Annotated in this window: 26 protein-coding genes; 11 read left to right on the top strand and 15 right to left on the bottom strand. The window is 48.5% G+C overall.

What is annotated here, in order from left to right:
* Positions 1-4: 4 nt before the first annotated feature.
* From lepB to FD960_RS07295, 11 genes are all read right to left on the bottom strand, one after another.
* Positions 5-811, bottom strand: coding sequence for a signal peptidase I (gene lepB, locus FD960_RS07245; protein ID WP_215298249.1), 807 nt, complete (start codon positions 809-811; stop codon positions 5-7).
* Positions 811-2,616 carry a translation elongation factor 4 gene (gene lepA, locus FD960_RS07250; RefSeq protein WP_215298251.1) on the bottom strand — a complete coding sequence of 602 codons (1,806 nt, stop codon included), beginning with the start codon at positions 2,614-2,616 and terminating at the stop codon, positions 811-813. Before lepA ends, lepB begins: the two co-directional genes overlap by 1 nt.
* A gap of 144 nt (positions 2,617-2,760) precedes the next feature.
* Positions 2,761-4,209: a DegQ family serine endoprotease gene (locus tag FD960_RS07255; protein ID WP_215298254.1), complete on the bottom strand. Its 1,449-nt coding sequence runs from the start codon at positions 4,207-4,209 to the stop codon at positions 2,761-2,763.
* A 62-nt stretch (positions 4,210-4,271) separates the two neighbouring features.
* Entirely contained in the window at positions 4,272-5,519 is a 1,248-nt protein-coding gene (gene fabF / locus FD960_RS07260; protein ID WP_215298256.1) for a beta-ketoacyl-ACP synthase II, read from the bottom strand.
* A 27-nt stretch (positions 5,520-5,546) separates the two neighbouring features.
* Positions 5,547-5,786, bottom strand: coding sequence for an acyl carrier protein (acpP, locus tag FD960_RS07265; protein ID WP_062311190.1), 240 nt, complete (start codon positions 5,784-5,786; stop codon positions 5,547-5,549).
* 103 nt (positions 5,787-5,889) lie between these two features.
* Complete coding sequence (fabG, locus tag FD960_RS07270; protein ID WP_215298258.1) at positions 5,890-6,633, bottom strand: 3-oxoacyl-ACP reductase FabG; 744 nt, start codon at positions 6,631-6,633, stop codon at positions 5,890-5,892.
* Between the two features lie 58 nt (positions 6,634-6,691).
* Positions 6,692-7,627, bottom strand: coding sequence for an ACP S-malonyltransferase (gene fabD / locus FD960_RS07275; protein ID WP_215298260.1), 936 nt, complete (start codon positions 7,625-7,627; stop codon positions 6,692-6,694).
* 43 nt (positions 7,628-7,670) lie between these two features.
* Positions 7,671-8,657 carry a beta-ketoacyl-ACP synthase III gene (locus tag FD960_RS07280; protein WP_215298262.1) on the bottom strand — a complete coding sequence of 329 codons (987 nt, stop codon included), beginning with the start codon at positions 8,655-8,657 and terminating at the stop codon, positions 7,671-7,673.
* A gap of 2 nt (positions 8,658-8,659) precedes the next feature.
* Positions 8,660-9,670, bottom strand: coding sequence for a phosphate acyltransferase PlsX (gene plsX, locus FD960_RS07285; RefSeq protein WP_215298264.1), 1,011 nt, complete (start codon positions 9,668-9,670; stop codon positions 8,660-8,662).
* 83 nt (positions 9,671-9,753) lie between these two features.
* Positions 9,754-9,933 (bottom strand): 50S ribosomal protein L32, encoded by a 180-nt coding sequence (gene rpmF / locus FD960_RS07290; RefSeq protein WP_011902241.1) that lies wholly within the window; start codon positions 9,931-9,933, stop codon positions 9,754-9,756.
* A 90-nt stretch (positions 9,934-10,023) separates the two neighbouring features.
* Positions 10,024-10,605, bottom strand: coding sequence for a YceD family protein (locus FD960_RS07295; RefSeq protein WP_215298266.1), 582 nt, complete (start codon positions 10,603-10,605; stop codon positions 10,024-10,026).
* A 13-nt stretch (positions 10,606-10,618) separates the two neighbouring features.
* Between FD960_RS07295 and FD960_RS07300 the strand changes: the two genes are divergently transcribed.
* Positions 10,619-11,242: a Maf family nucleotide pyrophosphatase gene (locus FD960_RS07300; protein WP_371817423.1), complete on the top strand. Its 624-nt coding sequence runs from the start codon at positions 10,619-10,621 to the stop codon at positions 11,240-11,242.
* 17 nt (positions 11,243-11,259) lie between these two features.
* Positions 11,260-12,033 (top strand): SAM-dependent methyltransferase, encoded by a 774-nt coding sequence (locus tag FD960_RS07305; RefSeq protein WP_215298268.1) that lies wholly within the window; start codon positions 11,260-11,262, stop codon positions 12,031-12,033.
* Positions 12,034-12,084: 51 nt separating this feature from the next.
* Here the strand turns inward: FD960_RS07305 and FD960_RS07310 are convergent, their stop codons facing one another.
* Genes FD960_RS07310 through FD960_RS07320 form a run of 3 tightly spaced genes read right to left on the bottom strand, consistent with a single transcriptional unit; the run spans position 12,085 to position 14,827 of the window.
* Positions 12,085-13,044 carry a S49 family peptidase gene (locus FD960_RS07310; protein ID WP_215298270.1) on the bottom strand — a complete coding sequence of 320 codons (960 nt, stop codon included), beginning with the start codon at positions 13,042-13,044 and terminating at the stop codon, positions 12,085-12,087.
* A 51-nt stretch (positions 13,045-13,095) separates the two neighbouring features.
* A complete protein-coding gene (locus FD960_RS07315) occupies positions 13,096-13,785 on the bottom strand; it encodes an HAD-IA family hydrolase (RefSeq protein WP_215298272.1) in 690 nt (229 codons plus the stop codon).
* A 25-nt stretch (positions 13,786-13,810) separates the two neighbouring features.
* A complete protein-coding gene (locus FD960_RS07320) occupies positions 13,811-14,827 on the bottom strand; it encodes an RluA family pseudouridine synthase (protein WP_215298274.1) in 1,017 nt (338 codons plus the stop codon).
* A gap of 463 nt (positions 14,828-15,290) precedes the next feature.
* Between FD960_RS07320 and FD960_RS07325 the strand changes: the two genes are divergently transcribed.
* The 5 genes from FD960_RS07325 to FD960_RS07345 all read left to right on the top strand — a co-directional run bounded on the left by FD960_RS07325 (position 15,291) and on the right by FD960_RS07345 (position 21,366).
* The gene (locus FD960_RS07325; protein ID WP_215298276.1) at positions 15,291-17,936 is read left to right on the top strand and encodes an Rne/Rng family ribonuclease; all 2,646 of its coding nucleotides are present in this window, start codon (positions 15,291-15,293) and stop codon (positions 17,934-17,936) included.
* 82 nt (positions 17,937-18,018) lie between these two features.
* Entirely contained in the window at positions 18,019-19,131 is a 1,113-nt protein-coding gene (gene moaA / locus FD960_RS07330; RefSeq protein WP_215298278.1) for a GTP 3',8-cyclase MoaA, read from the top strand.
* The gene (gene mobA / locus FD960_RS07335; RefSeq protein ID WP_215298280.1) at positions 19,131-19,733 is read left to right on the top strand and encodes a molybdenum cofactor guanylyltransferase MobA; all 603 of its coding nucleotides are present in this window, start codon (positions 19,131-19,133) and stop codon (positions 19,731-19,733) included. Before moaA ends, mobA begins: the two co-directional genes overlap by 1 nt.
* Positions 19,730-21,061 (top strand): gephyrin-like molybdotransferase Glp, encoded by a 1,332-nt coding sequence (gene glp / locus FD960_RS07340; RefSeq protein WP_215298282.1) that lies wholly within the window; start codon positions 19,730-19,732, stop codon positions 21,059-21,061. Before mobA ends, glp begins: the two co-directional genes overlap by 4 nt.
* Before the next feature lie 11 nt (positions 21,062-21,072).
* Positions 21,073-21,366 carry a hypothetical protein gene (locus FD960_RS07345; protein ID WP_015421612.1) on the top strand — a complete coding sequence of 98 codons (294 nt, stop codon included), beginning with the start codon at positions 21,073-21,075 and terminating at the stop codon, positions 21,364-21,366.
* 4 nt (positions 21,367-21,370) lie between these two features.
* Here the strand turns inward: FD960_RS07345 and FD960_RS07350 are convergent, their stop codons facing one another.
* Positions 21,371-22,387 carry a D-glycerate dehydrogenase gene (locus tag FD960_RS07350; RefSeq protein WP_215298284.1) on the bottom strand — a complete coding sequence of 339 codons (1,017 nt, stop codon included), beginning with the start codon at positions 22,385-22,387 and terminating at the stop codon, positions 21,371-21,373.
* 119 nt (positions 22,388-22,506) lie between these two features.
* On the opposite strand from FD960_RS07350, the gene fdxA reads away from it, so the two are divergent.
* From fdxA to FD960_RS07370, 4 genes are read left to right on the top strand one after another with little or no spacing between them, the layout of a single operon-like run.
* Positions 22,507-22,830 (top strand): ferredoxin FdxA, encoded by a 324-nt coding sequence (gene fdxA, locus FD960_RS07355; protein WP_215298290.1) that lies wholly within the window; start codon positions 22,507-22,509, stop codon positions 22,828-22,830.
* 1 nt (position 22,831) lies between these two features.
* The gene (locus FD960_RS07360) at positions 22,832-23,875 is read left to right on the top strand and encodes an NAD(P)/FAD-dependent oxidoreductase (RefSeq protein ID WP_251369769.1); all 1,044 of its coding nucleotides are present in this window, start codon (positions 22,832-22,834) and stop codon (positions 23,873-23,875) included.
* A gap of 38 nt (positions 23,876-23,913) precedes the next feature.
* Complete coding sequence (locus FD960_RS07365; RefSeq protein ID WP_215298294.1) at positions 23,914-24,708, top strand: thymidylate synthase; 795 nt, start codon at positions 23,914-23,916, stop codon at positions 24,706-24,708.
* Positions 24,709-24,720: 12 nt separating this feature from the next.
* On the top strand, positions 24,721-25,221 hold the full coding sequence (locus tag FD960_RS07370; protein WP_215298296.1) for a dihydrofolate reductase: 501 nt from the start codon (positions 24,721-24,723) through the stop codon (positions 25,219-25,221).
* Positions 25,222-25,250: the final 29 nt, after the last annotated feature.

Consider the following 25,250-nt stretch of genomic DNA (forward strand, 5'->3'; position numbering starts at 1 on the left):
GGCTTTACTCGAAGCCACCAATGCGGCCAAGATTTCCTAAGTTCAGCCAAACAAAAAAGGCTTTACCAACAATATTCTTATCTGGCACAAACCCCCAATAACGCGAGTCGGCGCTATTGTCACGGTTATCGCCCATCGCGAAGTAATGACCCGCAGGCACTGTGCAAGTTAAGCCCGCATTCTGATACTGGCAGTGTTCAAATCCAGGGAAACGCTCCGCAGGAAACATGCCTGCAGGACGATCAGGATCATTGAGAATCTGATGTTTATTACCGCCAAGAGCTGCCGGAAAAGATTCTGCATAACGCTTGGCGTAGCGCATATTCTCAGGATCAAGGTAGGGCTCGCCACCGCTGTATTGCAAAGGCTCGCCATTTACGGTTAAGCGCTTGTCCTGGTACTGAATGGTATCGCCAGGAAGAGCAATAATCCGCTTAATGTAATCGACAGACTCGTCGCGGGGGTAGCGAAACACAACAACATCACCGCGCTTAGGTGAACCCAGTTCAATCACTTTTTGATTAATCACCGGCAAACGAATGCCATAGGTGAATTTATTCACCAAGATAAAGTCGCCAATTTGCAATGTCGGAATCATCGACCCAGATGGGATCTTGAATGGCTCCACAATAAATGAACGCAATACGAACACTGCGCAGATGACTGGGAAAAACCCGGCTGTGTACTCCAACCATAAAGGCATACGGTCGATGCCAGCCAGACGTCTTTGAGGGGCAAAGTAGTAGCGGTCAGCAATCCAAGCAATCCCGGAAACCACCACCAAAATCAGAAGAATCAGCGCGAAGTTCATTAATCATCCACCTGCAGAATTGCCAAGAAGGCTTCCTGTGGAATTTCCACGTTACCCACTTGCTTCATACGCTTCTTACCTTCCTTCTGCTTCTCTAATAATTTGCGCTTACGGGAGATGTCGCCACCGTAACATTTAGCTAAAACGTTTTTACGTAATGCTTTGACGTTCTCACGGGCAACAATATTGCTACCAATCGCCGCCTGAATAGCCACATCAAACATTTGACGTGGAATGATGCCGCGCATCTTAGCAACTACTTCACGACCGCGATGCTGGCTATTGCTTCTATGCACAATGACAGACAGCGCATCCACTCGCTCACCGTTAATCAAGATGTCCACCTTGACCACGTCAGCCGGACGATATTCCTTGAACTCATAATCCATCGATGCGTAACCGCGTGAGATGGATTTCATTTTGTCAAAGAAGTCCAAAACAATTTCGGCCATCGGTAACTCATAAGTGAGCTTAACTTGACGTCCAAGGTAATTCATATCCATCTGAATACCCCGCTTGCCGACGCACAAAGTGATAATCGAGCCTACATACTCTTGCGGCATGTATAGGTTGACTGTCACGATAGGCTCAAGAATAGTATTGATCTTGCTAGCCTCTGGCATCTTCGATGGGTTATCCACCAATAAGATCGAGCCATCAGACTGCTCTACCTGGTACACCACCGTTGGAGCGGTGGTAATGAGATTCATACCGTACTGACGCTCTAAGCGCTCTTGCACGATCTCCATGTGAAGCAAGCCCAGGAATCCACAACGGAATCCAAAGCCAAGAGCCTGCGATACCTCCGGCTCATATAGCAGCGAAGCATCATTTAATTGGAGTTTCTCCAATGATTCACGCAATTGATCGTATTCGCTAGACTCTACTGGATATAAACCAGCGAAGACTTGGGGCTTGACTTCCTTAAAACCAGGAAGCGGTTCAGCAGCGGGTACACGACCCTGCTGCCCAGGAGAATGTGTGACTGTGTCACCAACCTTAGCAGCCTTCAATTCTTTAATGCCAGCAATCACAAAGCCTACTTGACCCGCAGATAATTCTGGGCGGTCTACAGACTTCGGGCTGAATACGCCTACATGCTCAACTAAATGGCTTGAACCGTTAGCCATTAATGTAATTTTTTCTTTTGGCTTTAGGGTGCCATTTACCACACGCACCAACATCACTACACCGACATAGTTATCGAACCATGAATCAATAATCAAGGCCTGTAGAGGATCCGCCGCATTTCCTTTAGGAGGCGGCACACGAGCAATCATCTCTTCAATCACATCCGCCACACCTAAGCCTGTCTTGGCCGAACATGTCACTGCCTCAGAAGCATCGATACCAATCACATCTTCAATTTCTTTTTTGGCGCGCTCGGGATCCGCCTGAGGCAAATCAATCTTATTGAGCACTGGAACAACCTCAACACCCAATTCAAGAGCCATGTAACAGTTGGCAACTGTTTGCGCCTCAACTCCTTGACTCGCATCTACAACAAGCAATGCACCTTCGCATGCCGATAATGAGCGACTCACCTCATATGAGAAGTCAACGTGCCCCGGTGTATCAATCAGATTAAGGTTGTAAGTCTTGCCATCTTTAGACTTGTAAGTAAGGGCTGCAGTTTGCGCCTTAATCGTAATCCCACGTTCACGCTCGATATCCATCGAGTCCAGAACTTGGGCTTCCATTTCACGGTCAGAAAGGCCGCCACATAATTGAATAATTCGATCGGCAAGCGTTGATTTGCCGTGGTCGATATGAGCGATGATAGAAAAATTGCGGATTAAATCCATAGCGTCTTATGTGGTCTTCAAAAAACGCCTTGTCAGAACGCACCACAATGATGCGCTGCAAAAAGTCGTCTTAAAGTGATTGTAATGGGTAGCGCCAGATTAGCGCTAAACCCGTTTTTTCCATTCAAAAACCTGGTTTTTAGCCTATTTTGGCCGAACCGGAATAATCATGGTGCTATCTGCCCTACGAACAAAAACGGGCACCGCCTTATTGGCGTCCAAACCCTTTACCAGGCCCTCAAACTGCTTTACCCCGGTAATGTCTGCATCCGCAATCCGAATGATCACATCGCCTGAGCGCACCCCTGCACGAGCCAACGGGCCATCACCTAAGCCAGTAACCTCAACGCCACCGCGGATATTCAATTCTTTCTTTCGGGCGTCCGAAGGCTCTGATACGACTACCCCCAGGGAATTAGCGTTGCCACTGCTTGAGCCTGAGTTATCAGCCTTCTTAACAGGAGTCTGACTAGCATCGGTATCGGCAACCATGACCGTCAAGTCTTTTGCGGAGCCCTTGCGCCAAACCTGAACAGTGGCATTGGTGCCTGGCTTAGTTTCCCCAACTGCACGCGGTAAGTCGGTAGATTTAGCGATATCTCGCCCGTTAAAACTCAAAATCACATCACCCGATTCAACCCCGCCGGAGGCAGCTGGGCCACCAGGCTCTACATTACGGACATAAGCGCCACGCGGCCTTCCTAGCCCTAGACTTTCAGCAATCTCTTTCGTCATCTCACCCAAGGCAACGCCAATGCGGCCACGGCTCATTTTTCCATTGGTGCGCAATTGATCTGCGACACGCATTGCCTCATCAATGGGAATCGCGAAAGAGATACCCATATATCCGCCGGAGCGGCTAAAAATTTGAGAGTTAATACCAATCACTTGCCCAGCAGTATTCAATAAAGGGCCACCAGAATTTCCAGGGTTCACCGCTACGTCAGTCTGAATAAATGGCAAGTAATCGCCAGTATCTCGACTTTTAGCGGAGACGATCCCTGCGGTGACAGTATTTTCCAGGCCGAATGGAGAGCCTATTGCCAATACCCACTCACCCACTCTCACTCTTGAAGAATCGCCCAGCTGCAGCTTAGGCAAATCTCGCGCCTCAATCTTGACGACGGCTACGTCTGTACGTTTATCCATCCCTAAGAGCTTGGCCTTGAACTCGCGCTTATCAGTCAGGGTGACATAAATAGTGTTCGCGCCCTCTACGACATGGGCATTAGTCAAAATCAAACCATTGGAATCAATAATGAAACCCGACCCCACACCTCGATCAGCCTCTTGTGGCTTGCCAGGATTGGGTTGCGCTTGTTTTGGGCTGCTAGGAAGTCCTGGGATAGGCACCCCGAAGAAGCGGCGGAAAAACTCAGCCTGGTCTTCCGGCATTCCAGGAATCCCACCTTGCGCCTGCTGAACCATCACCTTTTCTGTGGTGCGGATATTAACAACAGCAGGACTTGCGCGCTCCACTAAATCAGCGAAGTCTGGAAGAGACACACGGGGGCTTTGCGCCGAAGCCAATGGAATGAATGTGAGCTGCCCCAAGCTAAAGATAGCCAAGAGCGCAATAAAGTACTTTTTCATGATGCTATAGACCTGCTTGGTAAAAACCAATGAAAAGATTGGGAAAGAACTTACTAAGGATATTAGGTCAGCTTGCCAAAAATCAAGGTACCGTTAGTACCCCCAAAACCAAAGTTGTTTTTAACGGCATGATCAATCTTCACGTCACGAGCTGTGTTGGCGCAGTAGTCCAAATCACACTCAGGATCTTGATTAAAAATATTGATCGTTGGGGGAGACTTCTGGTTATGTAAAGCCAGAATAGTAAATACCGATTCCAAGCCGCCTGCACCGCCCAATAGGTGGCCAGTCATCGACTTAGTGGAGTTAATTAAAGCCTTCTTCGCGTGATCGCCAAGAGCGGCCTTAATGGCGCCAGTTTCATTCTTATCACCCAAAGGCGTAGATGTACCATGCGCATTAATGTATTGAATTTGATCCGCATTCAAGCCGGCATCGCGCATTGCATTGACCATGCAACGACGTGGGCCATCCATATTTGGTGCAGTCATGTGATACGCATCACCGCTCATACCGAAACCTAAAAGTTCACAGTAAATTTTTGCACCGCGAGCTTTAGCGTGTTCGTACTCCTCCAAAACAATGACACCAGCACCCTCACCCAGAACAAAGCCATCGCGGTCTTTGTCCCATGGACGTGAAGCAGTTGCAGGGTCATCATTACGAGTCGATAGTGCGCGAGCTGATGCAAAGCCACCAACACCCAATGCGGAAATCGTAGATTCCGCACCACCAGCAACCATCACATCTGCATCACCATACTGAATTAAGCGAGCCGCCAATCCAATACTGTGCAAACCTGTTGTGCAAGCGGTAACCGCAGCAACGTTTGGACCTTTCAGCCCAAATAAAATGCTGAGGTGTCCAGAAATCATATTAATGATCGAGCCTGGAACAAAGAATGGCGAAATACGACGAGGACCGCGCGCCAATAATTCAGCGCCAGTCTCTTCAATCATTGGTAAGCCGCCGATACCGGAGCCAACCATGACACCAATACGCTCAGCATTTTCTTCTGTCACTTGCAATCCACTGTCACGAATTGCTTGCGTGCCTGCGGCAATACCGTAATGGATAAAGGTATCCATGTGGCGCGCCTCTTTGGCAGAAACATATTCCTCGACATTGAAATCCTTCACTTCACCAGCGAAATGAACGCTCAGTGGAGTGTGGTCAAACTTCGTGATGGTAGCAATGCCTGACTTGCCCGCGAGCAAATTAGACCAAGCTACATCAACTGAATTACCAACAGGTGAGATGAGGCCTAAGCCGGTAACAACTACCCGGCGACGGCCATTTGATGCTGACACAGTAATAGCTATGTATTAGCCAGGGAATTAACCCTGAGCTTTTGATTTAGCGAAATCGATAGCGAGCTGAACGGTAGTGATTTTTTCAGCTTCCTCATCAGGAATTTCGATGCCGAATTCATCTTCTAAAGCCATTACCAGCTCAACAGTGTCAAGAGAGTCTGCGCCTAAGTCATTCACAAAAGAAGATTCATTCTTGATCTCTGCTTCTGCGACGCCCAATTGCTCAGCGACGATCTTCTTAACGCGTTGTTCGATGTTATCCATTAAGTCCCCCAAGGGTTGTAAAAAAACGATGAAAAGGATTTTATCAGCTTGGCGGACTGAATTAGCAAATCCGCCAAAAAATGATGAAATTCCTGCTTTGCCCTTAGGCTAAATATAGTCCGCCATTGACGTGTAAGGTATTACCCGTAATGTATCCAGCCGCTGGAGAGGCCAAAAATGCCACTGCCTGAGCCACATCCTCTGGGCTACCAAGACGCGCCAAAGGAATGTTCACTTTTAGGGCATTTTGCTGCTCTTCGCTCAAAGCGCGGGTCATATCAGTGTCAATAAAGCCTGGGGCCACGCAATTCACGGTGATATTGCGACTGCCGATTTCGCGAGCTAAGGCGCGCGTCATTCCAGAAACGCCAGCTTTCGCGGCTGCATAGTTGGCCTGGCCTGGGTTGCCCATATGACCAACAATCGAAGTGATATTGATAATTCGGCCGGCGCGTGCCTTCATCATTGGCCGCATCACCGCTTGTGATAAGCGGAATACCGCGCTTAAATTGGTATCAATTACGTCGGTCCATTCATCTGTTTTCATACGCATCGCCAAGTTATCGCGAGTAATGCCAGCGTTGTTCACCAAAATATTAATGCCGCCATACTCTTTTACGATGTGATCGATGATTTCTTCGCAAGCATTTGGCGCAGTCACATTTAAGACTAAGCCAGCACCACCCGTAGGCTTTAAGCGCGCCTCTATGGCCTTTGCACCCTCGGCAGAGGTTGCGGTACCAATCACTTTGGCGCCACATTTAACCAATTCATCCGCAATGGCCTGACCAATTCCGCGCGATGCGCCAGTTACCAATGCAATTTGTCCGCTAAGGTCGAGATTCATATTTGTCTTCCGCTTGTTCTATGCCGCTTCTTGAAGCTGCTCGTTGTTATTTGTACTCTTACTTTACTGTAGCCAAGGCTTCATTCAGGCTGGCCTCATCAAACACAGGAATGCCAACGACATTCTCATTAATGCGTTTAGTCAATCCAGCCAGCACCTTGCCAGGACCGCACTCCACAACCTGAGTCACACCCTGCCCAGCCATCGCATTGATGGTTTCTTGCCAACGCACAGGCTTAGCAGCTTGACGCACTAAAGCATCTTTAATAGCCGCTGGATCATTCAGAATCTCTACATCGACATTATTGATAACGGAGATAGTAGGAGCCTTAAATTCAATATCAGCCAGGTAGCCTTTTAACTTTTCGGAAGCAGGCTGCAATAAAGAAGAATGGAACGGCGCAGAGACCGGCAATGGCAAGGCGCGCTTAGCACCCGCCGCTTTAAGCAACTCACACGCTTTAGTAACGGCATCACTACCACCGGCAATCACGACCTGCCCTGGGGCATTAAAGTTCACCGCTTCAACTACGCCACCAGAAGCGGTAGCAGCTTCTGCACAAACAGTTTTCACAACCGCATCATCTAAACCCAAGATCGCAGCCATACCGCCAGTACCAACCGGCACCGCAGTTTGCATTGCCTCCGCACGGAAGCGAACGAGTGGTACCGCATCTTTAAATGAGACGACGCCAGCAGCGACCAAGGCTGAATACTCACCAAGACTATGCCCTGCCACCACCTTAGGAACAGCACCACCAGCAGCTAACCAAGCGCGATAAAACGCAATCGCTGCTGTCAGCATGACTGGCTGGGTATTGGTAGTCAAAGCCAGTGCTTCCGCCGGCCCTTCGGCGATCAGCTTCGCAACATCTTCACCAAGCGCTTCAGAAGCCTCTAGCAATGTCGCACGGACCTCTGGGCGATCGGCAATAGAGTTGAGCATCCCAACGGATTGGGAACCTTGGCCAGGAAATACAAATGCAAATGTCATAGGAATAATCGCTGAATAATGATTGGTAATTTGATTCTATTGATTAATACTTGATTGCTACGGCACCCCAAGCAAAGCCGCCACCGACACCCTCTAGCAAGAGATGTTGGCCACGCTGAATTTGACCCGAACGAACACCGGCATCTAAGGCCAGTGGAATGGATGCTGCCGAAGTGTTGCCGTGCTCGTGAACAGTTACGATCACTTTATCCATCGACATCCCCATCTTGCGAGCAGTACTTTCCATGATGCGAATATTGGCCTGGTGTGGAACTAACCAATCAATTTGTTCTGGCTTTAAATTGGCTTTTTCTAGCGCCTCATACGCAACCTGCTCAAGCACTTTCACCGCCAACTTAAATACCGCCTGACCATCCATAGTCATAAATGGGGAGCCGTGAACCTGCCCATTGCCGGCACGGCCTGGAACACACAAAATATCGCGCTGACTTCCGTCGGCGTGTAAAGCCGTCGCCAGGATACCTGGCTCAGTAGAAGCCTCCAGTACAACCGCGCCTGCGCCATCGCCAAACAATACTGAGGTAGTGCGATCTTGAAAATCCAAAATGCGTGAAAAGGTTTCAGCGCCAAGCACCAATACTTTTTTGTAGGTGCCGGAGCGAATGAAAGCATCCGCAATTGCAAGGGCGTAAGTAAACCCAGCGCAAACTGCCTGCACGTCAAATGCGGCGCAATTGGTATGCGCGCCCAACTTATCCTGAACTACGCAAGCGGTGCTCGGAAAACCACCCAAATGATCTGGCGTAGATGTTGCCAAGATAATCAGATCCAAGTCTTCTGAAGTGCAGCCAGCGCTTGTCAATGCGGCTTGTGCAGCCTTGACAGCTAAATCGCTAGTTAACTGATTATCTGCAGCAAAGTGACGAGCAGAAATACCGCTTCGAGTCACAATCCATTCATCACTCGTTTCAAGGCCGATTTTGGCCAAATGCTCAACGAGATCTTGATTGGTTAAACGCTGCTCCGGTAGATAGCTTCCGGTGCCCGCTACTCTTGAATACGTAGTCATCTTTATTTTGTCTCCACCACAAATGCTTGAGCAATGCGCTCTACCATTCGATTTTTCGCTGCTTCGTATGCGCGATCTAGGGCAAAACCAAACGCAAAACGATCCGCAGAGCCATGGCTCTTAATCACACAACCACGCAATCCTAAAAGCACCGCACCGTTATAGCGACGATGATCTACGCGCTTACGCACGCGCAACAAAGGCACCATAGCGCAAACAGCCATTAGCTTCGTAAACCAGGAGCGATTAAATTCTTCACGAATCATGCCGCTCATCATCTTTGCTAAACCTTCGCTTGCTTTTAAAACAACGTTGCCGACGAAGCCATCACACACCACAATATCCGTGGTGCCCTTGAAAATATCGTTACCCTCTACGTTGCCGTAAAAGTTTAAATTGGTTTGGCGCAGTAGCTCACTCGTTTGCTTTACCACCTCATTACCTTTGATCACCTCTTCGCCAATATTGAGAAGACCAACTGAGGGGTTTTGTGTGCCATCCACCACTTGAACCATTACATTTGCCATTTGCGCAAACTGCACCAAGTGCATAGGCTCGCAATCAGCATTGGCACCAAGATCCAACATTGTGGTGCCACGACCTTTTTCATTGGGAATAGCAGTAGCAATCGCAGGACGATCAACACCCTCAAGTGTTTTTAAAATGTAGCGTGAGATAGCCATCAATGCGCCAGTGTTACCAGAAGAGATGATGGCGTCAGCAGCACCCTCTTTCACCTGCTCAATAGCGACACGCATTGAAGAATCTTTTTTACGACGTAGCGCTATCTCGATGGGGTCATCCATCAAGACAACCTCGCTAGCAGGAATAATTTGGATGCGCTCAAGTGGCGCTTTAGGAAATTTACTCAAGGCTTGCTTGAGCGAGTCCGGATCACCAACCAAGGCGATCTTCACATCAGCATGTTTTTCGAGGAAATCGCAGCAGGCCGGGACCGTAACTACTACTCCATGATCTCCGCCCATGGCATCGATAGCAAGAGTGACACTCATAAAATCATTAATTGCTGCAAGTGGTTTATCCAAGAAAAAAGCGGCTTTTATTGGAGCCGCTTCTATCTTTTTGGACTAAAAAACTAGTCGTTTTTAGTTTTAACAACTTTACGGCCACGGTAGTAGCCGTTTGGTGAAATGTGGTGGCGCAAATGAGCCTCACCAGTTGTGGCTTCAACAGCCGTAGCAGGTGCGGTCAAAAAGTCGTGCGCACGGTGCATGCCACGTTTGGATGGGGATTTTTTATTCTGTTGGACGGCCATATTGAACTCCTAAGCAAGGCGACATTCTAGCATGGAAAATCCCCTAAACGCTTGATTTATTAGTAAATAGGCTAGATTACCCAACCCCACTTATGAACTTTTCTTCATATTTTTCAATACGTTAAAGGGATTTTCTGGCTTTTCAAGCTCGTCATCCTCCGCTCCATTCTCCCCAAAAGAAGAGGCATGTGCCTCACAAGCACCCTCTGGATGCTTCGGAATCAAAGGCAAAGAGAGCAAAATTTCATCCTCAATGAGCTCTAAGAGGTCAAAGTGCTGACTAGCAACCAAGGGCTCCTGCTGATCATCTTCGATAGGATAGGCATCCGCTTCGGCCTCAGTGGCAACCATGACGAATTGACGCTCTTCCGCCAGGTCAAAGGCTGAATCTTGCAAACAACGCTGGCAGAGCAGGTGCAGACGCCCTTTTAGCCTCAATTGGAGAATTTGATGGGGTTCTGAACCAGGAGAATCGGTGAAATAGGTGTCGACTTGCCAATGAAAGCCATCCCCGGCATCAATGCTAGAGACCTCCTCAGCCAATCTTGGCATCGCTGAAATTGCCAAAAACCCAGCGCCTTTATAGGACTGAGGTGCACAAAAATCCACCCGGTGCAAGGCACTTGGATCTGCGGAAAGCTCAACTTGAGGTAAAACTTGATTACGATTCATGCCATGAGTCTAAATGAAGGTCTTAGTGAAAGCGCAAGTAGTGATGAGTAATTCTGCAAAAAAATTAATTCTGGCATCGACCTCGGTATATCGCCGAGAGCTTTTGGAGCGGCTGCGCATCCCCTTCACCGTGGTATCGCCCAAGGTCGATGAAACCCCATTACCTGGTGAGAGTTCGGTAGATTTAGCTCTGAGACTAGCTAAAGCAAAGGCAGCGGCTGTCGCAAAAGATCATCCTAATGCCTGGGTCATTGGCTCCGATCAAGTTGCGGATCTGTGCGGGGCAGCAATAGGCAAGCCCGGCAACTTCGAACGAGCAATGGCGCAATTGCAACTCATGCGTGGCTCATCGGTTACTTTTAATACCGCACTTTGCTTAATGCATGGCGATACAGAAAGTACCGTGAACATTCCTACCGAAGTGAAATTTCGCAAACTATCGGATGATGTACTTGAGGCCTATCTACTAGCTGAAGAACCCTACGACTGCGCTGGTAGCGCCAAATCTGAAGGTCTAGGAATCTCGCTACTCGAAGCGATCAAGAGCGATGACCCAACAGCTTTGATTGGACTCCCCTTGATTGCTCTAAGCGGGCTTTTGCGTGATGCAGGTTTTGAAATTCCGCCCAAGAAATAAATAAGAAAGATCAAATAATGAGCAAGATCTTAGGCACCCTCTTTTTAATTCCGAATACCTTGGGCGAAGACTCCCGCGCTGAACAATTACCCTGGGTGCTGCCTAGCGAAACCATTTCACAAACAGCCAAACTGACTCATTGGATTGTTGAGGATGCGAAGACAGCGCGCGCTTTTCTCAAGGCCGTTGATAGCGTATCGCCCTTAGCTTGCACTATCCAAGAAATGCAAATGAGTGAATGGCGCGGTGCTGCGCGCAATGCGAAGTATGGCGATGCAGTAAAGCCAATGGACTTACTCAAACCATTGATGGATGGCAAGGACATGGGGCTGATGTCAGAAGCCGGCGTTCCTGGGGTAGCTGACCCTGGCGCTGAATTGGTTTTAGCCGCACATAAACTCGGTGCCAAGGTGAAACCTTTGGTTGGGCCAAGCTCAATCCTCTTAGGCTTGATGGCCAGTGGCTTAAATGGCCAACGCTTTGCTTTTCAGGGATACATCCCCCATGATGCGCAAGACCGCATTGCAAAACTCAAGCAACTAGAAGTCGAATCTAGAAAATTACAGCAGACTCAAATTTGGATTGAAACGCCCTATCGCAATACCGCCATGCTGATGGCCTGCCTCAATGCATTGGCGCCCCAATCCATGCTCTGCGTTGGAATGGATCTCAGCCTGAAATCAGAAACAATTACAACACTCTCAATTACCGAATGGCGCAAGCGCTATCCAAATGAGGCAGCCTGCGCCTCATTACAAAATAGGCCAGCAGTATTTCTATTGCTGGCCTAGATTTGTGAATGGATCACTTTGATCTTTATTGGTAACGGCTGTTTAGTCACCCTACTTTAAATCTGGCGCCTTCATCAAAGCTTTACCAGCCGCGGCACCAACCTCGGCACCAAAGCGCTTGGCCACACGCTCCGCGAAATTCTCTTTCATGGTGTAGTCCAGAATATCTGGGGCTTTGAAAATATCGCGCGCTACAGATTCCACTGTTCCATAACCATCCACCAATCCAATTTTGATGGCTTGCTCGCCATTCCAAACGCGACCTGAGAATATTTCTGGAGTTTCTTTGAGGCGATCACCTCGCCCCGCTTTCACCACGGCGATAAATTGCTGATGAATTTCATCAATCATGGTTTTAATCATCTCTACCTGTTGTGGATTTTCTTTGGAGAATGGATCCATCATGCCCTTATTCGAGCCAGCCGTAATCATGCGACGAGTAACACCCAACTTATCCATCAGACCAGTAAAGCCAAAGCCCTCCATGATCACGCCGATAGAGCCAACCAAACTCGCCTTATCAACCAAAATCTGATCGGCAGCCACAGCAACGTAGTAACCGCCAGAGGCGCAAATGTCTTCCACTACAACATAGAACGGTTTATTTGGATACAGCTTGCGTAAGCGATGAATCTCATCATTCATCATCCCTGCTTGGACTGGCGAACCTCCAGGGCTATTGATGCGCAATACAACACCTGCACTATTTTCATTTTCAAACGCTGATGTCAAAGATGCATTGATATCTAAAGCATTTGCCATAGAGCTAGAAGAAATCTCCCCCTCGAGAGTCACTAGCGCTGTGTGCTTCTCAATGCTCATACCGCGCCCTGGTAGATTGAAATCAAATATCGCCAGAATTACACCCACGAAAACAAGTAAGGTAAGTACGCGAAATACCGCTTTCCAACGACGGGTCTTGCGAGTTTCTTTTAAATTCTCGAGCAATAAATGCTCAAGAGCTTGACGCTCCCAGTTTTGATTAGCGTTGTCGGATTGATTTTGATCCATTACTTTTAATTCCTTGGTTACTAGCGATTAAACAACTTCAGTATCACGTCTTTATGCGTTTTTAGCGGTGAGATTTTCATTTAACCAAGCCGCCAATTGAGCAACATCATCGACATGAACAAGTGATGGCGCTTCTTTGAGGGTGCTTAGTGGATGAGCGCCATACGTTACCGCGACAGCGTCCACACCAGCATTAGCCGCCATATCCAAATCATGAGTGGTATCACCAATCATCAACATTCGGCGCATCGGCACTTGCATTACGTCGGATAACTCCAAGAGCATTCCTGGATGAGGTTTTGAGAACGATTCATCCGCGGTACGGGTTTCATGAAATAGATGACCAAGCTGATGATGCTTGAGGGAGCGATCCAAGCCCACGCGTGATTTACCGGTAGCAACACCTAGCAAGTAACCGTCTTCACGCAAGCTTCCCAGCAACTCACGAATGCCCGGGAATAAATCAAGCTCATGGTCTTTGGCTAAATAGTGGTAACGAAATCGTTCTGTGAGCTTAGGAAAATGCGCCGGCTCTATCCATGGCACCGCTCTTCTCAATGAATCTTGAATGCCCAGACCAATTACGGAGCTCGCCAAAGAATCATCAGGCTCTTTAAATCCCAAGTCACGGCAAGACTGCTGAATACAGTGAACGATGGTTGGCGTGGAATCCATGATCGTTCCATCCCAATCCCACACAATCAGATCGTAGCGTCTATCGGGCGTTTTATCTTCAATCATCTTTGAAATATCTATCTACTGAATTCTACTCAGCAAGTGGCTCGAAATTTTTCATCATTGCCGCAAATTCAGCGGGAAGCGGAGACTCAATCCGCATCTTTTCACCAGTACGCGGATGGGTAAATCCAGCGAGATGGGCATGCAAATACAAACGTTTTGATTTAACAAGCTTGTCTTGATCTTCAAAGCCATATTTATCGTCGCCTAAGATGGCGTGACCCAATTTCTGTAGGTGCACACGAATCTGGTGAGTACGACCCGTTTTTAACTGGGCTTCAGCCAAAGTAATTGCGGCACCATCCCGTTTCAGCGTTTTAGTAACGCGCAAAGCGGTATGGCTAGGCAGGCCGTCTGGGTCAACGCGCACACGACGCTCACCATTAGCCAGCAAGTATTTGTGTAGAGGGAATTTCAACTGCATTACGCCAGGGCCCTGAGCAATTTCCCCATGAGCCAGTAAGTAATAGCGCTTATCTGTCTGCCCTTCACGAATCTGACGATGCAACTCGACCAAGGCGCTGCGCTTTTTGGCCAAGAGCAATACCCCAGAGGTATCGCGATCTAGGCGATGAACCAGCTCCAAGAATTTCAACTCAGGACGGGTAATGCGCAAGGTTTCAATGACCCCAAGAGCGATTCCGGATCCACCATGGACAGCCAACCCCGCCGGCTTATTCACTATTAATAAAGCCTCATCCTCAAAAAGAATCGGCATTTTGTCGGAATAACCCCGGGCCCGAGACTTAGTTTGAGCAGTATTGACCGCAGCCATTTGTGCTGGTTCAGCAATCCGAACTGGCGGAACCCTCACCACATCCCCTTCAATAAGGCGGGTGGTTGGCTCTGCCCGCTTCTTATTCACCCGTACTTCGCCAGAGCGAATGATCCGATACACATGGCTCTTAGGGACCCCTTTGGCCCAACGCAAAAGGTAGTTATCCAGGCGCTGCCCAGCCTCTTCCGGACCAATAGTCTGAAGATGTACCGCTGCTGGAGCGGGTGTTTTGAGCTTTAAGGGCTTGGAAATGGGTTCGGATTTCATGATTTATCTCTCTTGCCGCCTCGACAGGGGGTGACAAGGGACTCAACAATACCCCATTGTCGTTCAACTTGTGCCGTATAATCAACGCTCTAGCTAATTTATTGGCTTGATCCCAACCTGAAGTCAGGTTTGAATCGTGGAGCTTGGAGTCGCCCTTAATAGACTCCCGGGGTTGCCCCTCCCCCGTTGTAATGAGGCGCAGGGTTGGTGTGCCGTATGCCGCGACCCGCGATTAGAAGACAGTTTTCAGGCGCGCGCCTGCATTGATGACCTAAAGGAGGTCTCTGCGGCGATCGTCAAGTGTGGCACCGATTTAACCAATATTTAACTCGGTGTACTAGGCAAAAATTGCCTGGATTTGCTTGATCCACACTCCAAAGCCGCCAATGGGCTATGCCTCAAGCGGCACATAACCTGTCCCTACCGCAGCGCGCAGCGACGCACTCCCCAACAGGAGAGTGTTATGAAACGCATGTTATTTAATGCAACTCAACAAGAAGAGTTGCGAGTTGCCATCGTCGATGGTCAAAAACTCATCGATATCGATATCGAAGCTGCCGGTCGTGAACAACGCAAAGGCAATATTTACAAAGGTGTTATCACTCGCATTGAGCCCTCGCTCGAAGCTTGCTTTGTAAATTACGGCGAAGAGCGCCATGGATTCCTACCGTTCAAAGAAGTTGCCCGCACCTACTTTAAAGAGGGTATTGATGTCCGTAATGCCTCTATTAAAGATGCATTACGCGAAGGCCAAGAAATCATTGTTCAGGTAGAAAAAGAAGAGCGCGGCCAAAAAGGCGCTGCCCTTACCTCTTTCATCTCCTTAGCTGGTCGTTATTTGGTATTGATGCCAAATAATCCCCGTGGAGGTGGTGTTTCACGCCGTATTGAGGGTGAAGACCGTCAAGAGCTCCGTGAAGCCATGTCTCAGCTCCAGGTTCCAGATGGCATGAGCATCATTGCTCGTACAGCCGGCATTGGCCGCGATGCCACTGAGTTGCAGTGGGACTTAAGCTACCTCATGCAGTTATGGACTGCAATTGATGAGGCCGCTAAAGGCAATTCAGCACCTTTATTAATCTATCTCGAATCCAGCTTGGTGATTCGTGCGATTCGTGACTACTTCCAGCCAGATATTGGCGAGATTCTCATCGATACCGATGATATCTATGAGCAAGCTGCGGCATTTATGTCTGTAGTGATGCCAGATAACCTACCGAGAGTGAAGCGTTACCAGGACGATGTTCCACTGTTCTCACGCTTCCAAATTGAGCACCAAATTGAAACTGCGTACTCACGTACCGTGCCATTGCCTTCTGGTGGCGCAATCGTAATTGACCATACTGAAGCTTTGGTTTCTGTAGACGTTAACTCCGCACGCGCAACTCGCGGCTCAGATATTGAAGAGACCGCAACCCGTACTAACTTAGAAGCTGCCGATGAAATCGCCCGCCAAGCACGTTTACGTGACTTGGGTGGCCTGATCGTCATCGACTTCATCGACATGGAATCGAGCAAGGCGCAAAAAGATGTAGAGAATCGCTTACGCGATGCTCTGCGTCATGACCGCGCTCGCGTTCAAATGGGCAAGATCTCTAAGTTTGGCTTGATGGAAATGTCTCGTCAACGTTTGCGCCCTGCTTTATCTGAAGGTAGCCACGTGACCTGCCCACGCTGTAACGGTACTGGCCATATTCGCGATACTGAATCCTCTGCATTGCAAGTCTTGCGCATCATCCAAGAAGAAGCAATGAAAGAAAATACAGCCGCTATCCATACACAGGTTCCAGTCGAAGTTGCCGCGTTCCTATTAAACGAAAAGCGTCCTGAAGTAATCAAGATTGAGACTCGCTTCAAAGTGAACGTCTTGATGATTCCAAATAAGCATTTAGAAACTCCACATTACAAGCTTGAGCGTTTGCGTCATGACGATCCACGTCTTGATGACCAAAAAGCGAGCTACGTAATGGCTGAAGAAGCTGCGCGTGAGCTTGAGACTGACACTGCCGTAAGCCGCAAAGATGCGGACGTTAAAGCTCGTCCAGAAGCCGCTGTTAAGGGCATCACACCAAATGCACCGGCTCCAGTAAGTCAACCACGTCCGGCACGTGCCGATAAAACCACAACTGAAACTGCAAGCACTGGTGGATTCTTTGGGTTTATTAAGAGCCTATTTTCTTCATCGCCAGCTCCAGAAGTAAAACCAACTCCTAGCGCTCCACGTGGCCGCAATCAAAACAATCGCAATGGCAATCGCAATCGCGGTCGTCGTGGCGAACGCAATGATCGCGGTGAGCGCTCTGCGGAAGGTGCACCAGCCAATACTGAGGGCGCCGCTCCACGCGAATCCAATGGTGGCAGAGGCCGTCAAGATGGTCGCAACCGCAATGGCAATAACGGCAACCGCAATCAAAACAATCCAAAGCCAGAAAATCAAGCTGCGGTAACTCCAGCCACTGAAGCTGCTCCTGGAAGCGAAGCTGCTCCAAGCGCAGAGGGCGAAGAGCGTCGTGGTCGTGGTCGCAACCGTCGCGGTCGTGGTCGTGGTCAACGTGAACGTGGTGAGCGCACAGAAAATAATGGCGAAGCAAACACAGCATCAGCACCATCTGCCGCCCCTACTTTCTCTGGTCCACCCGTAGGAATGGCTGGAGCATCTGCCTCCATGCCGATTCAAAACATTGCGCAGAGCTTTAATCCTGTTGCCCCAGCTCCTAGTGAAGTGAAAGAGCGTGCACCACGTGCACCTAGAGAGCCACGCGCACCGCGCCAAGATCAACGCCAGGCCAATGCTCCAACATCTACCCCTGCCGCTCAAGTGACTGCTGCGCCAGTAGCAGTGGCAGCGGTTGAAGTGATTGCAAAGCCTATGCCTGAGCTACCTAAAGTGGCCTTCCAGGCGCTTGAAGAAACGCCCTTACACAGCGTTGTTCAATCAGCCGGCATGGTGTGGGTAGCAACAGACTCCAGCAAGCATGCTGAAGCGCAATCTCAAATCAAGGCAGAACCAGAAGTGGCAATCTTGGGTAGAGCACCCAAGGCTCCAGTAAGTCTGCCAGATGGGCCAATGGTTTTAGTTGAAACCGGCGGCCAAGAAAAAACGGTTTAAACCTCTTTCTCCAGACTGTCATTTATCCCACAAGGATATTTGGCAGTTTGGCAGAAACACCGTTTCACAGCCATAATTAGTGATGGTTGAAAAAGTGATCCCCATTCGTGTAGATGAAGGCAACGGCCTAACGCCGTCCATACCCGGACAGCTCATCACCCCCAATGGAATAACTAGCGATACTCGCGGACGTCCATTGCGAGATTTACGCATCTCAGTAACCGATCGATGCAACTTCCGCTGCACATACTGCATGCCCAAAGAAGTATTCGATCAGCACTATCCTTACCTCTCCCACAAAGAACTATTGAGCTTTGAAGAAATCGCTCGACTAAGCTCTATCTTCGCCACGCTTGGTGTAGAGAAAATTCGCCTGACTGGCGGAGAACCCTTACTGAGAAAGAATTTAGAAGTGCTTGTTGAGATGTTGGCAAAGATTCGGACCACTGCTGGGCAACCCTTAGATTTAACGCTGACTACTAATGGCAGCATCTTGCGCAAAAAAGCGGTTGCTTTAAAAGCGGCTGGCTTACATAGACTCACCATTAGCCTCGATGGCTTAAATGATGACATCTTCAAAAAAATGAATGATGTCGATTTTCCAGTAACAGATGTATTAGACGGAATCGCTGCCGCTCAAGAAGCGGGCTTTACGAATCTCAAAGTCAATATGGTGGTTAAAAAAGGCACCAATGATCAAGAGATTGTTGCCATGGCCAAGCATTTCAAAGGCACAGGCATTACCTTACGTTTTATTGAGTTTATGGATGTTGGTAGCTCCAATGGCTGGGATATGTCTCAAGTACTTCCCTCTCAAGAGGTGGCTAATCGCATTAATGCGATCTTTCCCATTGAGCCAATTGAAGCCAACTATTCTGGTGAGGTTGCCCAACGCTGGCGCTATCTCGATGGCTCTGGTGAAATTGGCTTCATCTCCAGTGTGACGCAAACCTTCTGCCATGAGTGCACCCGTGCGCGGATTTCAACTGACGGGCAACTCTATCTCTGTCTCTTTGCAAATGAAGGTTTTGATTTCAAGACCCTATTGCGATCCGGCAGAAGTGATTTAGAAATCGCCAATGCTGTTATGAGCACCTGGTCAGGGCGCGATGACCACTACTCTGAAATTCGCGGATCGAATACCGTTAACACTAGTGGCACTCGCAAAGTAGAAATGTCTTACATCGGCGGCTAATGATTACTGCAACTCAAATTACAGGATTAATCTTGGCCGGCGGCCGCGCCCAAAGAATGGGCGGAGTTGATAAGGGCTTAATTCCGTTTCATGGCAAACCATTGATTGAATCTGCAATCAAACGCCTCAAGCCTCAAGTTGAGAGCATCCTCATTAATGCCAATCGAAACATTACCAAGTATTCTCATTATGGCTACCCAGTCATCATGGATGAGACACCTGATTTTTCAGGTCCATTAGCTGGCTTTTCGGTTGCCTTAAAACACTGCAATACACCTTATCTCCTCACTTGCCCCTGTGACTCCCCATTGCTACCAACCGATCTTGCTGAACAAATGGCGGCAGAAATAGAAGCAAAGGATTTGGATTTGGTTTATGCCTCTTCAAAAGAAGATGGCAAAGTATGGGCGCAACCAGTGTTTTGCCTCATGCGCAGTAATCTGCGGGATTCGCTAGAGCTCTTTTTAAGTAAGGGCGATCTCAAGATTGATCGCTGGTTCAAAGAATTACGAAGCGGCACTGTTGTCTTTGAAAATGCACAGGCCTTTGCCAACGTCAACACACCTGATGAGCTAGAGGCTTTAGAAAAGATTTCGCAATGACTACACCACAGAAGCACTCGCCCAATGACCCCATTTTATTGACGTCGTCTTTACACGTTGATGAAGCCCGAAAAGCAATTGCTCAATTAGTCGATGACTTAATTTCTGAGTCACGCTTAAGAAATGATTTGGGCGATGTCCAGACCGTTACTCTAGATCAAGCCATCAACCGCATTCTGGCTGAAGATTTACTCTCACCGATTGACGTGCCTGCTGCAGATAACTCCGCGATGGATGGCTTTGCTTTCAATAGCGATTGCTTAGGCAATGAGGATAAGCCTGTAACACTCAAAATTGTTGGCACTGCTTATGCGGGCAAACCTTACGAAGGAAGGGTGGGTAAAGGTGAATGCCTCAAGATCATGACCGGCGCTCTCATGCCACAAGATTGCGACACGGTCATCCCGCAAGAATTTACCGAGCAAGCGGATCCCGCCAATAATCTACTGGTCACTTTCAAGCAAAACCAAGTAAAGCGTGGAGAAAATCGACGCCTTCGTGGTGAGGATTTACAAAGCGGCAAAGCGGCAATACACGCTGGGCGCTTATTGCGTCCATCTGATCTTGGACTCGCCGCATCCCTTGGGGTCGGAATACTCAAAGTTCACCGCAAGCTCAAAGTCGCCATCCTCTCCTCTGGCGATGAATTAAGGCCCCTTGGTCAGGACTTAGATGCTGGCAGCATTTATGACAGCAACCGCTATAGCCTTATCGGCCTACTCAATCGCCTTGATTTGGAAATCATCGATTGCGGAATCGTACGCGATGACCCCGCATCACTGAAGAGTGCGTTCATAGCGGCGGCAGAAAAGGCGGATGTACTGATCTCCTCTGGCGGCGTTTCCGTTGGTGAGGCGGACTTCACCAAGCAAATCATGCAAGAACTTGGGGATGTAGGTTTTTGGAAGATTGCTATGCGCCCAGGTCGACCCATGGCTTTTGGCGTACTAAAGCCAACCCATTCCTCAAACCATAAGACACTGTTCTTCGGATTACCTGGCAATCCAGTGGCGGTCATGGTGACCTTCTACCAGTTTGTTCGCTCCGCCCTATTGCAACTCAATGGCGCAAGCCAAACCGAACCATGCCTTACCCAGGCGATTGCCCAAGCGCCTATTCGGAAAAAGCCAGGGCGCACTGAATTTCAGCGCGCCATTATGGAGCGTGGATCAGACGGAAAGCCGACTGTCAAAATCACTGGCAGCCAAGGAGCGGGAATTCTGAGATCAATGAGTGAGGCAAATTGCTTTGTCATCCTGTATCACGACCAAGGAAATATAGCCACCGGCGACTGGGTGGATGTGGCGCTTTTTGACGGACTGCTTTAAGATTGGCTCTCATGAAACTTACTAAAAAAGAAATCGCCTTCGTTGACCCAATGCATACCGCCAAAACTCTGGTTTTGGTTTACCTCTGCTTCTCCGTTCCGATTGTGTTGCTCGCTTTATTTGTTGCTTTCATTCGCGACGGCGCAATTCCTGGATTTACCGTGCTGTCAGCGCTTATTCTGAATGCTTTACTCGGCTTTGCTTTGCTGTGGATTGCTTGCAAAGTTTACAACTGGGTGGCGGGTAAATTTGGTGGCATCGAGCTTGCGCTCCGCGAGCTTCCAGAAGAAATCGAGGCTGACTAATTATCTAGTCAGCCTTAAATACTTCAGCATTAATCAAGCTTGGCGGCTTCTTACCATCAAGCGCTGCTCGCAAATTTTCAATAGCAAGATCCACCATTGCTCTGCGCGTCTTTTCTGTAGCGCTTGCAATGTGCGGAGCGATAACAATATTGCTGCACTTGAGTAACTCGGGATGGACCGCTGGCTCACCCTCAAACACATCCAATCCCGCGGCAAATATCTTTCCAGCTTGCAGTGCTTGGGCTAAAGCCGCATCATCGACAATGCCACCGCGCGCAATATTAATCAAAGTTGCAGTGGGTTTCATGAGCGCAATTTCTTGAGCGCCGATGGTGTGATGGTTTTGAGCCGTGTAAGGTAAAACCAATACGATGTGATCTGCTGTACGCAGCAACTCTTCTTTTGCGACATAAGCGGCGCCACAAGCCTTCTCATCTTCTGGAGATAAACGGCTGCGGTTGTGATAAATCACCTTCATACCAAAACCTAAGGCGCGTTTAGCAATTCCTTGACCAATGCGGCCCATACCAATAATGCCAATAGTACTGTGATGCAGATCCATCCCGAGTGGATTATTCACAATTGACCATTGGCCCCATTTTCCAGCTCTCACCCAATGCTCAGATTCAGTAATGCGTCTAGCGGTTGCCATCAATAATGCAAAACCAAAATCTGCCGTAGTGTCCGTCAAGACATCAGGGGTATTTGTTGCCATGACGCCAGCAACAGTCATCGCAGGAACATCAAAATTGTTGTATCCAACAGAAATATTGGAAACCACCTTTAAGCTTTTGGCTTGAGATAAGGCCGCGGCATCAATTCGCTCACTACCCGCCACGAGCGCACCCTCAACCTCAGATAGAGCCTTTTGTAGCTCCTGAGGGCTCAAAACCTGGTCGGATTGATTGGATCGGACTTCGAAAGATTCTTCCAATTTGGCTAATGCCTCAGGAAATATGGCTCTAGCGACCAGAATCTTTGGTTTACGGGTGGTTTGAGGGGTATTGGCTTGAGTGTTCATAGCGTGACTTTACAACAAGTAAATTGACCCTTTTGCCTGAAAAATAGGCTGATTCGGCTAAAATCGAGGTTTTATAACTTGGTCGTCCATTGATTTGGGCGCCTTACATTTAAATCATCATGACTTACGTTGTTACTGAAGCCTGCATTCGCTGCAAATATACTGACTGTGTAGATGTCTGCCCTGTCGATTGTTTTCGTGAAGGCCCTAATTTCTTGGTGATCGATCCAGATGAATGCATTGATTGCGCAGTGTGCGTTCCCGAGTGCCCAGTCAATGCGATCTATGCGGAAGATGATGTGCCAGGAGATCAACAGGCCTTCATTAAATTAAATGCAGAGCTCTCTCCTGCATGGACGTCGATTACCAAATCGAAAGCTGCATTGCCAGAAGCGGAAGAGTGGAAAGACGTTAAGAACAAACTCGATCAACTGGTCAAGTAAATTGCATCACCCCATTGAAACCGATGCAGTCATTATTGGCGCCGGTCCAGTGGGGCTCTTCCAAGTCTTTGAACTTGGACTTCTGGAAATCAAAGCCCATGTGATTGACTCCCTGCCCGAAGTAGGCGGTCAATGTATTGAGCTTTATCCAGACAAACCCATCTACGATATTCCAGCGATTCCAGTTTGTACCGGCCGAGAGCTAATCAACAATCTGCTGACGCAAATCAAACCGTTCGCGCCCCAATTTCATTTGAACCAAGAAGTCACCTCATTAGAGAAGCAAGTAGATGGGCGCTTCTTGCTGAAAACATCGCAAGATCAACAATTTCTCTGCAAAACGATTTTCATCGCTGCTGGCGTTGGCGCATTTCAGCCTCGCACACTCAATCTAGATGGCATTGAAAGCTTTGTGAATCAACAAGTCTTCTACCGTGTTAAAGATCCTGATCAATTTACGGGCAAACGGATTGTGATCTGCGGTGGTGGAGACTCTGCCCTGGATTGGGCGCTCCACCTAGTTGGCAAGGCTTCGGCCATCACCCTCATTCATCGTCGAGATGACTTTAAAGCGGCGCCTCAATCTGTCGCCAAAATGCGGGCTCTATGTGAAGCCCATGAAATGACATTGGAGATTGGTCAAATTACCAACCTTGAATCTACCAATGGAAAATTGACTGAAGTTCTAGTGACCGGCATTGACGGTGAGGTTCGCCGGATTGCACTTGATGCCCTCCTACTCTTTTACGGACTCTCCCCAAAATTGGGTCCGATCGCTGATTGGGGCCTGAACATTGATCGCAAGCAATTGACTGTCGACACAGCGACTTTTCAGACCAACACCCCTGGCATCTATGCCGTTGGTGATATCAATATCTATCCCGGGAAGAAAAAACTGATTTTGTCAGGCTTTCATGAGGCAGCCCTTGCAGCCTTTGCTGCAGCCGCTTATTTAGCCCCAGAAAAGCAGATTCAGCTCCAGTACACCACCACCTCACCAAAGCTTCATAAAGCGCTTGGAGTGGACTCCCCCAGATTCGAGTAAGCTCTCTACATCACTGAATTATTTGACTGAATAAACGTATGCGTCAATATCACAACCTTATGAAGGAAGTCCTCGAAAAGGGCGTCCAAAAATCCGATAGAACTGGTACCGGAACTATCTCCATCTTTGGTCACCAAATGCGCTTTAATTTGGCAGAAGGTTTCCCAATGGTGACCACTAAGAAACTGCATCTGAAGTCCATCATCCTAGAATTACTCTGGTTCCTTAAGGGCAGCACAGATAACAACTGGCTTAAAGAGCGTGGCGTATCTATCTGGAATGAATGGGCAGCTCCGGATGGCGATCTTGGCCCCATCTATGGCTACCAATGGCGCTCTTGGCCCGCTCCCAATGGTCAGCATATCGATCAAATCGCTGAAGTGGTAGAAACTCTTAAAAAGAATCCAGATTCACGTCGCATTATCGTTTCCGCATGGAATGTGGCAGACATTCCCCGCATGGCCTTAGCGCCTTGCCATGCATTCTTTCAGTTCTATGTGGCTGACGGCAAACTGTCTTGCCAGCTCTATCAACGTAGTGCCGATATTTTCTTGGGCGTGCCATTCAATATCGCAAGCTACGCATTACTCACCCACATGATGGCGCAGCAATGCAACTTGGAAGTGGGCGACTTTGTCTGGACAGGCGGCGACTGTCATTTGTACAGCAACCACCTAGAGCAGGTAGATCTTCAGTTATCAAGGGATTTCTACCCATTACCTAAACTCAATATCCTGCGCAAACCAGACTCCATCTTCGATTATGAATTCGAAGATTTTGAAATTGCTGGTTATGAATCCCACCCAGCCATTAAAGCTCCCGTAGCCGTTTAAGAAAAAATATCCATGACTCACGTAGTTAGCCACCCCGCCATCTCTATGATTGTTGCGCGCTCACGCAACCACGTGATTGGACGCGACAATCAAATGCCATGGAAGATTTCTGCAGATTTGCAGTTCTTCAAAAAAGTAACCATGGGTCACCCAGTCATCATGGGGCGCAAGACTTGGGAATCGATTGGCCGCCCTCTTCCAGGCCGTCGTAATATTGTGGTTAGCCGTAATGCTGACTTGCAACTTGCAGGTGCTGAAGTGGTGAATTCTCTTGAAGCGGCATTAAGCAGCCTACAAGAATTCCCACGCGTGTTTGTCATTGGTGGCGAACAACTCTTTACCCAAGCCTTTCCTAAGGCTGATCGTCTCTACATTACTGAAATCGATATCGATGTAGATGGTGGCGATACTTTCTTTGAAGTTCCGAATGCATCCGAGTGGAAAGAAGTAGAACGCACGCCGGCTGCTGAGGGCGACATCCAGTTTGACTTTGTTACGTTAGAGCGCAAATAAATAAGAGCTCCTCGGAGCTCTTATTTCAC

Origin of the sequence: Polynucleobacter sp. AP-Nino-20-G2, from assembly GCF_018688235.1 — a bacterium.
Lineage (GTDB): Bacteria > Pseudomonadota > Gammaproteobacteria > Burkholderiales > Burkholderiaceae > Polynucleobacter.